The sequence below is a fragment of the Saccharothrix sp. ALI-22-I genome (assembly GCF_001984175.1).
Taxonomy (GTDB): Bacteria; Actinomycetota; Actinomycetes; order Mycobacteriales; family Pseudonocardiaceae; genus Actinosynnema.
The window spans coordinates 36,373-48,792 of sequence record NZ_MTQP01000043.1 but is presented as its reverse complement, the minus strand read 5'-3'; the positions used below and the strand labels follow the sequence as shown (position 1 = coordinate 48,792).

General features: G+C 68.1%; 9 protein-coding genes and 4 pseudogenes. 7 read left to right on the top strand and 6 right to left on the bottom strand.

Annotated elements, in window-relative coordinates; translation table 11 throughout:
* Positions 1-112: 112 nt before the first annotated feature.
* The 4 genes and pseudogenes from ALI22I_RS06670 to ALI22I_RS06660 all read right to left on the bottom strand — a co-directional run bounded on the left by ALI22I_RS06670 (position 113) and on the right by ALI22I_RS06660 (position 4,265).
* Positions 113-946: a class I SAM-dependent methyltransferase gene (locus ALI22I_RS06670; protein ID WP_083751487.1), complete on the bottom strand. Its 834-nt coding sequence runs from the start codon at positions 944-946 to the stop codon at positions 113-115.
* 318 nt (positions 947-1,264) lie between these two features.
* On the bottom strand, positions 1,265-1,738 hold the full coding sequence (locus ALI22I_RS53215) for a GNAT family N-acetyltransferase (RefSeq protein ID WP_238598160.1): 474 nt from the start codon (positions 1,736-1,738) through the stop codon (positions 1,265-1,267).
* Between the two features lie 124 nt (positions 1,739-1,862).
* A pseudogene (locus tag ALI22I_RS55440) lies at positions 1,863-1,988 on the bottom strand (GNAT family N-acetyltransferase); the annotation flags it as partial.
* Between the two features lie 339 nt (positions 1,989-2,327).
* The gene (locus ALI22I_RS06660; protein WP_077004622.1) at positions 2,328-4,265 is read right to left on the bottom strand and encodes a glycoside hydrolase family 31 protein; all 1,938 of its coding nucleotides are present in this window, start codon (positions 4,263-4,265) and stop codon (positions 2,328-2,330) included.
* A gap of 1,410 nt (positions 4,266-5,675) precedes the next feature.
* Here ALI22I_RS06660 and ALI22I_RS06655 point away from each other — a divergent pair.
* The 3 genes and pseudogenes from ALI22I_RS06655 to ALI22I_RS55435 all read left to right on the top strand — a co-directional run bounded on the left by ALI22I_RS06655 (position 5,676) and on the right by ALI22I_RS55435 (position 7,639).
* Entirely contained in the window at positions 5,676-6,956 is a 1,281-nt protein-coding gene (locus ALI22I_RS06655) for a family 43 glycosylhydrolase (RefSeq protein WP_077004621.1), read from the top strand.
* 130 nt (positions 6,957-7,086) lie between these two features.
* Positions 7,087-7,265 (top strand): annotated as a pseudogene (locus ALI22I_RS06650) (aminotransferase class III-fold pyridoxal phosphate-dependent enzyme); the annotation flags it as partial.
* Between the two features lie 92 nt (positions 7,266-7,357).
* Positions 7,358-7,639, top strand: coding sequence for a transposase (locus ALI22I_RS55435; RefSeq protein ID WP_143532013.1), 282 nt, complete (start codon positions 7,358-7,360; stop codon positions 7,637-7,639).
* A gap of 62 nt (positions 7,640-7,701) precedes the next feature.
* Here ALI22I_RS55435 and ALI22I_RS06635 read toward each other — a convergent pair whose 3' ends face one another.
* Complete coding sequence (locus ALI22I_RS06635) at positions 7,702-8,694, bottom strand: phosphotransferase (protein ID WP_077004620.1); 993 nt, start codon at positions 8,692-8,694, stop codon at positions 7,702-7,704.
* Positions 8,695-8,804: 110 nt separating this feature from the next.
* A pseudogene (locus ALI22I_RS06630) lies at positions 8,805-9,259 on the bottom strand (transposase); the annotation flags it as partial.
* A gap of 274 nt (positions 9,260-9,533) precedes the next feature.
* On the opposite strand from ALI22I_RS06630, the gene ALI22I_RS50490 reads away from it, so the two are divergent.
* The 4 genes and pseudogenes from ALI22I_RS50490 to ALI22I_RS55430 all read left to right on the top strand — a co-directional run.
* On the top strand, positions 9,534-9,686 hold the full coding sequence (locus tag ALI22I_RS50490; RefSeq protein ID WP_179118127.1) for a hypothetical protein: 153 nt from the start codon (positions 9,534-9,536) through the stop codon (positions 9,684-9,686).
* Between the two features lie 392 nt (positions 9,687-10,078).
* Complete coding sequence (locus tag ALI22I_RS06625; RefSeq protein ID WP_202970796.1) at positions 10,079-10,618, top strand: M15 family metallopeptidase; 540 nt, start codon at positions 10,079-10,081, stop codon at positions 10,616-10,618.
* Positions 10,615-11,832, top strand: coding sequence for an alanine racemase (gene alr, locus ALI22I_RS06620; protein ID WP_077004619.1), 1,218 nt, complete (start codon positions 10,615-10,617; stop codon positions 11,830-11,832). Before ALI22I_RS06625 ends, alr begins: the two co-directional genes overlap by 4 nt.
* A pseudogene (locus ALI22I_RS55430) lies at positions 11,829-12,419 on the top strand (acyltransferase family protein); the annotation flags it as partial. The gene alr and the pseudogene ALI22I_RS55430, both read left to right, overlap by 4 nt.
* Position 12,420: the final 1 nt, after the last annotated feature.

Sequence of the window (12,420 nt, the reverse complement as noted above, 5' to 3'; positions counted from 1 at the left end):
CACCGAGCCGCAGGCCTCCTCCGCCCAAGCTGGCGGAGGAGGCCTGTCCGGCATGGCATCGGCTCTCTGGTCCTGGCCGGACACAGCGGCCGTGTGACAACGGCGGGGCGGGCTACTCCGGCTTGCGCGCGGAGCAGGTCCACGACAGGGGGATCGGGTCTCCGGGCATCCGCCACAACCCCTCGTCGTTCTCGTCACGGACCATGTTGCTGAAGCGTTGCCGGCAGTCGACCGGCACCTCAGTGAACGTCTCGATCCGCAGTCCCGCCTCGATCAGCGCGTTCATGACGGTGGGAATGCTCCACAGCCAGCTGTACTGCTTGTACGGATCGATGTGCTGAACGTCGTCGTACCCGTCCCCGTACGTGGCGGTGACCTCGTCCTCGAGAGGACCGCTGGGGATTGCCTCCGGGCGAACCCGCAGCTCGCCGTTGCCGACCTCCTCGATCGCGGCGAGGATCGGGTGGATCTCCACGACGTGGAAGACACCACCGGGCTTGAGGAAGTGCGCCACGACCTTGGCCCACGCGGACAGGTCCGGCAGGAGGTGCAGCACCCCGTAGTCGGTGTAGACGATGTCGAAGGAACCCTCCAACACCTCGGGCAGGTCGAAGACGTTGGCGTGCACGAAGTTGATGTCCGTGTTCAGGCCCTTGGCCAGCTCACCGCCGATCTTGAGGGCCTCGTCGGCGAAGTCCACCGCTGTGACGTTGGCACCCCGTCGGGCCCAGGAGATGGCGTTCAGTCCGATGTGGCACTGCAAGTGCAGGAAGTCCTTACCGGATACATCACCGACCACGCCCAGCTCCAGCGAGCGCAGGCTGCTCTTGCCTGCCCGGAACGAGTCGAGGTCGTAGTAGGTCGAGTCGAGGTGTGCCACGGCTCGCCGGTTCCAGCCTTGCTGGTTGCTCTGCATGCGTTTGCGGTCGTCGATGGCGGTGTCCAATGGAAGCCCCTCTTCGATGTGATGGCCAGCATCAGGTGTGCGTCCTACCTCTGATCGTCTCCGTGGCCGCTGACTCGGCGCTGAAGTGCGACGACTGACTGACGCTGAGGCGCGGTTGGAGCGGCATCAGGCGACGATCGCGGCGGGTTGTGCCGCTCGAAAGTCATCGCTGCACGTCATGCGGCATGTCTGTGCTCGTTGACGAGTCCGCCCGAGATGCGGGTGCGCAGCGGTCTGTGGGTGAAGTCCACCGAGTCGACTCCACGAAACTCGGGGCACATCAGTCAACGAGGCCAAACGCCGCGCCGTGCGGCGTTGCTACAGATCGAGCTGGTACTCGAACGTCGTGTGCGTCGGTGTGTAGCCGAGAGCGTCATTGATGCTGCGCATGTACAGATTGCTGTCGGCGGTGTCGGTCAGCAACCCGTCGAGGTCCGGGTGGTGTTCCCGGGCTTGGCGGATCGACTCGGCCTTCATCCACCGGCCGAGGCCGTGCCCGCGGTGCTCGGGCAGGACCCCGGTGCCGTAGTGCTGGCCGTCGCCCTTGCCGCCTTCCGGAACAACCAGTTCGGTGAATCCGGCGATCGAGCCGTCCGACTCGTCGACGGCGACAACTGTGCGCAACAGGTCACCGCGCTTCTCGATGGCCTCCGCTGCGGCCCTGACCCGGTCCACGTCCCAGGAGACCGTGCCGTAGTCGGTGTCGTCCATCGGCATGTCGTCCATGGCCCTGCGAGAGGCGGCGAACGTGTCGGCGAACTGGTCGGGAACGGTGCCGTTCCACCACGCCAACCGGTAACCGGGATGCGACCGTCGGGTGATCGGTGATGTCCGCCTGAGCCAGTGGCAGTCGGGCGAACGTCAGGGTCAGGACCTTGCGAAGGCCCTGGGCCGACAGGAAACGGGCCCCCGAGGAGTCCGCCCGCGCCTGAGCGACGACACACCGTCGGCCGTCTTCTCGGGCCGCGGCCACAGCCGCGTCAAGCAGTCGAGAGCCGACGCGGTTGCGCCTCTCTGCCGGGTGGACGTGGAGCGTACCCACCTTGTTGCCTCTTGCGACACGGCTGCGCAACAACGGCTGTGGAGCCGGGGCATCGCTGATCGCGGGTCGACCGTCCACCCCACCGCTACGGCCGGGAACCCGTCTACGGCGACCGGATCACCGCCGGACACCACAACCCGTGATCACCCGGCGCTCGGGGCCGCTGCGGAACAGAGGCCCCGAGCGCTGCCACACACCAGCCAAACCGGGTTTCGGATGATCACGCGCGGAAGTGCCGCCCCTGGCTGCCGGTTTGCCGGTTCCGTGCCGGTGCGACTCCGCCGCCGGCCGGCCCACCGCCTGGTCGAATGCGCCGCGCCCGCCGGCCTCACCGCGTGGTCAGGTGTGGTTCGGGATGGGTGAGGTGCCTTGTCGGACGAAGACGGGGATGCGGTCGAGGGGTGCGGTGGTGTCCACGGTGGTCCCGCCGGCGGCGGGTGTTCCGGTCCACGCGTCGGTCCAGTCCGTTCCGGAGGGCAGGTACACGGTCCTGGAGCGTGCGCGGTACTCGGTGACGGGTGCGACCAGCAGGTCGGGTCCGAACATGAACTGGTCCTCCACCTGCCATGCCCGCTCGTCGTCGGGGAAGTCGACGAACAGCGGCCGCATCGGCGGCAGCCCGGTCTCGTGTGCGACGCGCATCTGGTCCAGGACATACGGTTTGAGCCGTTCCCGCAGGTGCAGTTGGTCGCACAGGATCGGGTAGGCCGTCTCGCCGAAGGACCACAGTTCGTTGGGTCCTCCGGTCATGTCGGCGGTGAACGGCTGGTTGGGCGCCCGGTCGCCGTGCAGGCGCAGCAGCGGGGTGAAGACCGCGTACTGGAACCAGCGGATCACCAGCTCGCGGAACTCCTCGTCGTCCGGGTCGCCGCCGAGGAAACCACCGATGTCGCTGTTCCACCACGGGATACCGCTCATCGCCATGTTCAGCCCGGCCCTGACCTGCACGGCGAGCGAGTCGAACGTGCTGGCGACGTCACCGGACCACACGGCCGCGCCGTACCGCTGGCTGCCCGCCCACGCCGACCGGATCAACAGCACGACCTCGTCCTCGCCCGCCCCGCGCATCCCCTCGTGGAAGCCCTGTGCGTGCAGGAGGGGGTAGAGGTTGGTCACGGCGCGGCCGGGACCGGCGTGGTAGACGGTGTTCTCGGTGAGACCGGACGCGAGGTCGGGCTCACAGGCGTCCAGCCACCACACCTTGACACCGTGCGCGAGGTAGTTGCGCTCGACCTGTTCCCACAGATATCGGCGGGCGGCGGGGTTGGTCGAGTCGACGTAGGCCGTTTCCACGTACCCGGACGGGTCGGGCCAGTGCTGCCGGGTGAGCCCGCCGCCGGCCCGGCCGACGAGCAGACCCGCGCGCCGCATGGGCTCGTAGTTCTCGCTGCCGGGACCGACGTTCGGCCAGACGGAGACCATCAGCCGCACGCCCATCTCCTCCAGCTCCCGCACCATCGCCCCGGGGTCCGGCCACGAGGTCGGGTCGAACCGCCAGGAGCCCATGGCGGGCCAGTGGAAGAAGTCCGCGACGATCACGCTCAGCGGCAGCCCCCGTCCGTGGTGCTCGCGGGCGACGGCCAGCAGCTCGTCCTGCGTCTTGTAGCGCAGCTTGCTCTGCCAGAACCCGGCCGCCCACTCCGGCATCATCGGCGTGTGCCCGGTGGCCTCGGCGTAGCGGGCGAGGATGTCGGCGGGACGGTCGCCGGCGGTGATCCAGTAGTCGATCTGGTGCGAGTCCCGCGCCACCCAGCGGGTGATGTCCATGCCGAGCTCGACCCGTCCGATCGCCGGGTTGTGCCACAGCAGGCCGTAGCCGCGGCTGGACACCAGGAACGGGATGGTGACCTCGCCGTTGCGCTGCACGAGGTCGATCACACAGCCCTTCTGGTCGAGCCTGCCGTGCCCGTGCTGACCCAGACCGTAGAACCGCTCGCCCGGATAGCCGCGGAAGCGCTGCTCAAGCCCTTCGGAGGTGAAGTGCCGCGGACCCGGCCACCAGATGTACGGCGGAGCCTCCGCCAGCAACTCGGCACCGCTCGCGGTGTCGACGAACCGCAGGTGCCCCCGCTCGTCCAGCTCGGCGGTGATCGCACCGTTGACGATGCGGCGCTCCCCGACAACGGGGTCCCCGGCTGGTGGCTTCGGGATGAGCAACGCGCCGGGCAGGTCGTCACGCAGGCTGTCCCGCGCCACCCGCACCCGCAGGCTGTCGGCACCCCACGGCTCCACCCGCACGACCACATCGGGTGCGCTCCATTCCAATGCCTCCGTCATGAGACGCCGTTCCTTTCTGAAGAATTCGCCGTGGTGCCGGCTTCCACTGTCGGATATGGACGGTGAACGCTGACGCCCGGCCGAGCCGGAACTCCGGTTCGGCCGGGCATCAGTGGGTCAGCGCCGCCACTGCTGGTTGCCGGACCCCTGGCAGGTGAAGACGATCAGTGCCGTGCCGTTGGAGAGCCACGGTGCTCCTTCTCCTGGGGAGGGATGCGGGAAGCGGTCCACCTGCATGATGTGTCGTATCTAAGTGGGCTTCAAGAGTAGATGAGTCACACTCTTTCGGGTCTGTGCACGCTAACACGCGAGGTCGTCTTCGAAAAGCCAAAATACATCATACTTATCTGGTTCTTGTAGCGATCACTACGGCTATTCCTGGAATGGTCGCTACAGCAAGGTGTCGGTCAGGCCGTCGAGAACGTCGCGGACACCCGGGAGGCAATCGCATGACCGCTGCCGAGGCTCGCAGCAGGGGTGCGGCTTGAGGCCCGACGGCTGGTCGCCGAGTGCTGTTAGCGCTAACAGCAGCGACACGTTTAAGTGGACGTGTCCGGAGTCGGACTGTTGACAACGCGCCAACACGACTGTTACCTATACATCATACGTACACAAGATCGGGCAAGGCTCGCCGCGCAAGCAGATTGTTAGCGATAACATCTGTCCACCCGGCGGTTCGGACGGCGTGCGACCCCAACGGAGAGGTTGTCGACCATGCGATACCCCGGCCGTGCCGTGAGCCGAACCCCTCACCGGGCCACTGCCCTGGCGAGAGCACGGGCGGTCGCCACCTCACTGCTGGTATCCGCAGGGGTGACGCCCGCGTCCGCCGCGTCGACCGGTCCGACGCTGACCGTCACGGCGCCCTCGTACTGAAACGCGGAACCGGGCGCCGGTCTGCCTCGCCGATCGACACGGACGTCCGTCGTTAATCGGTTCATCTTGAGCACAAAGGTGTGCCTGCGGCTGTTTGTGGCAGCGGCGGCAGCCGATCCAGGGAGCATCATGTCATCCTCGCCCTTGAACCGTCGCAGGTTGCTGCAGGCCGCGGGGGTCGCCGCCCTCGCGCCGACGGCCGCTTCACCGTCCTGCCGCAGCCGCCCGTCTGACCGTGCGGCCTGATTCCGCCGTGGCGCGGCCGACCGGCTGTTCCTCGCAGCGGCAACACGTTGCGGCTGCTCGGCGAGCGCCTGAGGCGGTGGCAATGCCGAGCGCGGGGCTGAAGTCCGGCTTCGGGACCACAACGGACACAAACCCACACGATGCAGATTGGAAGTGATCACTATCAAGACTTCACGCGTTGACCGGCCGGATCTCGCGGCGCGACCAGCACACGAGGTAGGGAAACGTCGTCACGGGAGCCGGAGTGTCCTTCGCGGCGTCCTGACCGCCGGTGCGCTCGTGGGTTCCATGGTGATCGGCGTGCCGTCGGCGAGCGCCGCGAACCCGATCGTCCCCGACCGTTTCATCGCGGACCCGTCCGCGCACGTGTTCAACGGGCGAGTGCACCTCTACGTCACCGACGACCAGACGAACAGCGGCACCTACTGGGATTCGAAGTCGTGGCGGTCCTACTCGTCGTCGAACCTGGTGGACTGGACCGACCACGGCGACATCTTCTCGATCGCGGGCTTCTCCTGGGCGAGCCAGTACGCGTGGGCTCCCAGCGCGGTGGAGCGCAACGGCCGCTACTACCTCTACCTCCCCGTGGACCGGACCAAGATCGGTGTGGCGGTCTCGTCGTCACCGACGGGTCCGTTCACCGACGCGCGGGGCAGCGCGCTGGTGGACCGCGCCCGCGACACCAACGTCGGCGACGAGCCGATCGACCCGATGATCTTCACCGACGGCGACGGTTCGTCCTACATGTACTTCGGTACGCGGACGCCGAAGGTGGTCCGGTTGGGCGCGGACATGGTGTCCACGGCCGGGCCGATCACCGACGTCCGCGTGACCGGTGCGACCCAGTACGGCGAGGCGCCGCACCTGCACAAGATCGGCGACACCTACTACTTCTCGTACTCGACCGGCTGGCCCGGCCAGATCCACTACGCCACCGGCTCGTCACCGATGGGCCCGTTCACCTACCGCGGCGTGCTCCTGGACTACGTCAACGTCAGCACCAACCACCAGTCGATCTTCCAGTACCAGGGTGAGTGGTACGTCGCGTACCACAAGAACGCCCGTGAGGGCGGCGGTGGCTACAAGAGGTCGGTCGTGATGGACCGCCTGCACCACAACCCGGACGGCACGATCCGCACTGTGGTGCAGACCGCGGGCGGGGTGGGGCCGTTCGCCACCTTCACCGCGCAGCACAGCGGCCTGCGGCTGGACACCTCGGGGTCCGCGGTCCAGCAGGCGACCGCGTCGACTGCGGAGTCCCAGCACTGGCAGCTCCGCGCCAAGCCGGGCGGCTACGTCGAGGTCATCAACCGGGCCACCGGTTCCTGCTTGGACGTGTCCAGCAGTTCGACCGAGAACGGCGCGAGCGTCCTGCAATGGCGCTGCCACGGCGGCATCAACCAGCAGTGGACCGTGCGCACCATCGACACGACCACCGTGTCACTGGTCAACCGCGCCAGCGGCAAGTGCCTCGACGTCCCGTCGTCCAGCACGACCAGCGGGACCCGCCTCATCCAGTGGACCTGCACCGGCGGCACGAACCAGCGTTGGCGTCAGACAACTGTCTAGCGGTGTTGCCAAGATGAGGTAGCCACGGCGTGTCGTCGGCCGAGACGTGGCGAGGTCTCCGGTAGATGGGTTGGCGACCAAGCCAACCCGCGATGCCGGAGACCTCGTGGCCGGCGCGCTGACCATCCCGCCACCTCCCGGCTACTTCCAGCGGGTCGGGGAATCTGCGACCGCCACGACGTCCTGCTGGTGTCCGACGAGGTCATCTGCGCGATCGGCCGCCTCTGCCACAGCTTCGGCGCGCAGCGCTACGGCTACCAGCCCGACATGATCACCACCGCCAAGGGACTCACCTCCGGCTACGCCCCGACGCCTGTGCCGAGGTGCACGGCGCAATCTCGTCGTCCACGATCCCCGCTGTCCCGCTCCGGAAGTGGTCCGGTGCCGTTGGATGACCGGAAGTGCTTGCAGGGCATCCTGTTCGTGCTCTATACCGGCATCAACTGGAAGCATCCGCCGCGCGCCGCCGACCCGATGCCATCCTGGCCGACGGCGGCTACGACTCCGCCGCCTTCCGCGAGTGGCTGCGCTCCAAACGGATCGAGCCGATCATTCCGCAGCGCGGGCGCAAGGAGATCATCGGACTCGGCACGGTTCGCTGGGTGGTCGAACAGTCCATCGTCCCACCTCCACCAGTTCAAACGCCTCGCAGTCCGCTGGGACCGCCACCTGCTCATGCATGAAGGCTTCGTCAAACTCGCCGCAAGCCTCATCTGTTGGCGGCGCCTCGCCCAGCGTTCCCCGCTCACGCCTTGAGCCAAGTGGCCCAGGTCGGCATGGCCTCAAGCATCATGGCCATCGCCTCCACCGACTCCCTGAGTGTCTGGGCGAAGCCGGCCTGGTACTCCGGACTCCCGCCCCGGTGGCCGCAGGCCATCCACAGCTGCCAAGCCGCCGCTCCCACGCGTCCGGCGAACATACCGGTGAACGCCGACTCATCGACCGCCCCGACTGCCCCTCCCGCAGCGACATACCCGGAGAGGCACGCTTCGACGATACGGCGCTCGGGCACTTCCAACCGGCGGTCGAAGCCGGCGAGACCGAAAGCGGTGAAGACCAGCTCCCACCACGGGTCCTGCGCCCCAGCGGCGTCGAAGTCCAACAGCACCGGTCCACCGGAGCCGGTCAGAACGTTCTGGTGCCGGATGTCGCGATGCATGACCAACTTGGACCGCCACAACTCCTGTTGATCTTCGACCATGGCCTCGGCCTGCTCCACCGACAGCTTGAAGATGCGGACATGCTCGGCACTGAGGACCTCGAGGCGTTCGGCCTGAGCGAACCACTCCTCCCACTCTTCCCGGGAGTTCGACCGGTAGTCGCCATCGACGGTCGGGTCGGCTGGAATCGCGCACCGTGCAAGGTCAGCGACGAGCCCGCCGGCCCATGCCGCCAACGGTTCGGACGTCGGCGCGGTCGGATGCGCGCCCTCGACGAAGCGCACCGCACGGGCGTAGACACCGTCCCCGATCGGTCGCCACAGACCCGCTTCTCCCAGAGTCGTCGATTGCGGCTCGGGCATCGCGACACCGATCTCCCACGCGGCGGCTTCAAGCGCCCCTGCCTGGGCAGCCATGGCCAGCCAGAAGTCACCCCAGGGCTGGGCGATCTTCACCACCCATGAGCCGGAGTCGGTAACGGCCTTCCACACCGGGTTCTGCTCGTCATCCTTGAGCAGCAGCGGGGCATCCAGCAACTGCCCCAACCCGAGCCGCTCGGCCGCCTGTGCCAGGTTCACAGCCAGTCATTCAACCCGCCCGCCACCCCAGCGACAACCGAGTTAGTCGCCCTACCCAACAATCTCAGACCTCCACAACTTGAAACCAGTTCTAAAGTGGCTCTTCGCATTCGAGGGTGTAGTTGCGGTCTGAACCCGCCGGTCTCCAGGAGCGATCTGGCGATGTAGTTGGTCAGGTTGCGGAACCCGAGGGCGGATCCGCGGAGGTGTTCGAGGCGTCCGTTGATCGCCTCGGTCGGCCCATTGGAGGTGCCGGGGCGGTCGAAGTAGGCCAGGACGTCGACGGCGCGCTTCTTCAGTGTCTGCCCGAGGGGGATGACCTCGGCCAGTGCGGTGGGGACGCCGTGGCTGACCGATTCGATCAGCTTGCTCATCAGCTCGCGGCCCTTGGTTCGGCCGGGTTCGCTGTAGGCGGTGATCATCCGCTGGTAGATCCCCAAGTTGCCTCGACCTCGACGTGTTCGTCGGCCGCGAACAGATCCTCCAGGCGTTGGCGCTGCTTGTCGGTGAGCAGCTCGGCGCCGGTGTGCAGGGTCCGCCTGGCGGAGTAGAGGGGGCCGCTCTTGCGGCGCGCCGAACTCGCTGACGCACTGCGCGTGGTGGCCGGCCGGCGCGCGTGAGCCCGTGGTGTGCTGTCGGGCGGTACGCCCGGTTCGGTCGAATCCGCCCGACCGAACCACCACGCGCAGTCAGAGTGCTATTTCAAGTAAGGGATGATCCGTGTTGCTAGCCGTGGCGTTGAGCCTCACCACTGCGTTCGCGCCGCCGATGTGCGTGTCCGGCGAACTCCAGAGCTATGACGCCGCCGTGCCGCAGGGCGCGAAGCGGCCGTGTTGTCCATGCCGTGGCACGGGCAGACGACGGTCATGCTGAAGGTGACCGGCTTGCAGCCCAACCGGAAGTACGGCGCCCACGCGCACACCAAGGAGTGCGGCCCCAAGCCCGCCGACTCCGGACCGCACTTCCAGCACCTTCCGGACCCGGTTACTTGACCGGTCGTCCGCCGGGGGGCGAGCAGCCCGTCCGGTCGACGTCGAGGCTGCCGCAGCGGGCAGCACGATGCCTGCTCACAACGTCCATTCGCGACGTCTGCTCACGACGAGCCGCAGACCGCACTGGGGCACTGTCGCCGGCGGCCAAGTGGCCGGCCCGAGCGTCGATACCGTGGCCATGACGAGCGGGTGCCGGTGATCGGAAGCGGTGTCTGCTTTGCCGGGTTCAGATCTGTCCATATAAGACAGTCATCAGAGATCATCGGAAGTTTCTCCGGAGGCGTTCTCGGCGTGCGGGCGTCCCCTTAACCTGCCGGGCATGACGATCCTGCTGGCCGATCCGAGGGTGCACGCGGTGCATGTGCGGGACAACGGTGATCTACTGGTGCCCCTTGGCATTCGAGCCGGGTGTGCTGGTGCGGTCGGGACTCGCGGAGCGGCTGATCGAGGCCAGAGCGGCGTTGCTGTGCGGAGTGGACTTCAAGGTGATCGAGGGTCATCGCAGCCTCGCCGCCCAGCGCGCGATCATCGAGGAGTACACCGGTGGGCTGCGGGCGCTTCACCCGTCCGCGGACGCCGTCGAACTGGAGCGGCTGTCGAGCAGGTTCGTCGCTCCGGTGGCCGTGGCGCCGCACGTGGCGAGCGCGGCGGTGGACCTCACGCTCGTCGGCGCTGACGGCGCCGAGTTGTGGATGGGCACCGCGGTCGACGCCACACCGGAACAGAGCAACGGCGCGTGCTGGTTCGGGGCCGACGTGGACGCGGAGGCGCGTCGCAACAGGACGGTGCTCGCCGAGGCGCTCGGCTCCGCCGGGCTGGTCAACTACCCGACGGAGTGGTGGCACTGGTCCTACGGCGATCGGTACTGGGCGTTGCTCACCGGTGCCGAGCACGCCCTGTACGCGCCGGTCGAGGCGGTTGTGCCGGCATGAGCGCCCTTGTGGCCGGCATCAGGCAGGTGTCGGCCGGTCCGGTGCTGCACGTCGACCTGGATGCGGTGGCGGCCAACACCCGGCGGTTCGTCCGGACCGCGCGGGGTGAGGTGATGGCCGTCGTGAAGGCCGATGGGTTCGGGCACGGCCTGGCCGCCGTCGCCGCGACCGCGCTGGCCAACGGCGCGACCTGGATCGGGGTCACGTCGATCGCGGAAGCCGTCGCGGTGCGGGAGTCCGGTGTGGATGCTCCGGTGCTGAGCTGGCTCAACCAGGTCGATGCCGATGTGTCCGCGGCGTGGCGGCACGGGATCGACCTGAGCGTGCCGAGTCTGGAACACCTCGCCGCGATCGAACACTCCGGGCGGCCGGTTCGCGTTCACCTCCAGCTCGACACCGGGATGGCCCGCGACGGCGCCGCCCCGGACACATGGCTCGCGTTGATGGCCGCCGCCCGGCGCGTGGAGGTCGCCGGACGCGTCCGGGTCGTCGGCGTGATGGGGCACCTCGCGCGGGCCGATGAGCCTGGGGACCCGGCGAACGCGGACGGACGACAGGCGATGCTGCGCGGCGTCGAAATGGCGCGACAGGCCGGACTGCGGCCGTCGGTGCGGCACTTGGCGGCCACGAGCGCCACGCTGACCGATCCCTGCACGCACCTCGACATGGTCCGGATCGGCGCCGGGCTGGTGGGCATCGACCCCTCAGGGACCACGCGGCTGCGCCCGGCGCTGCGGCTCGCCGCACCGGTCGTGCAGGTGCGGCGGGTGACCGCCGGCACCGGGGTCGGTTACGGCCACACGCACATCATCGAGCGGGCGACCACGCTGGCGCTGCTGCCGGTCGGCTATGCCGACGGACTGCGGCGTGCCGTGTCCGGCCAGGCCGAGGTGTTGTTGGCAGGCAGGCGTCGCCCGGTGGTCGGCATGGTGTCGATGGACCAGGCAGTGGTCGACGTCGGTGACGACCCGGTCGTGCCGGGTGTCGAGGCGAAGGCGTTGAGCGACGCGGCGCTGCGCGTGTACGAGGCGCTCGGCTGCCGGGACATCGCCAGGGTCGATTTCTTCCTGACCGACGAGGGATTCGTGCTGAACGAGGTCAACACCATGCCGGGCATGACCGCCCAATCACAGGTGCCCAAGATGTTCGCCGCCGCCGGGCTGTCCTATCCGGACCTGCTGGACCGGCTCATCCGTTCGGCGATGACCAGGTGAGTGGACGGATCGCCGGACTGGACGTGATGCGCGGCATCGCCATCCTGCTGGTGATGCTGCGGCACGCCTTCCCGGGCGTCTTCCCCGGCGCCGGGGTGGTCGGCGTGGTCATGTTCTTCACGCTCAGCGGCTACCTGATCACCGGCGTGCTCGCCAAGGAACTGGAGCGCATGGGAAAGGTCGACTACCGGCGGTTCTACCTGCGCCGGGCCCGCAGGCTGCTGCCCGCGCTGGTCGCGCTGGTGCTGGTGTTCGCCGTCGTGACGTGGGTGTTCGACCCGCTGGGCGACCGCGACCGGCTGCCACTGACCGCGGCGGTGTTGCTGACGTTCACCGGCAACCTGCCGATCGGCGGCGTCAGCGCGGCGGCGTTCCACGGCTGGACGCTGGCCACCGAGGAGCAGTTCTACCTGCTGTGGCCCGCGTTGCTGGCGTTCACCTGGGTGCGCGGCAGGGTCGGTGTGTCATTGGTGGCCACCGGCTTGGCCGCGCTCACCGCCTGCGTCGCGACCCTGATCTGGCTGTGGCCGAACGCAGACAACGCCTACGCGCTGCCCACGTCGTGGTTCGTCTGCTTCGTGATCGGCG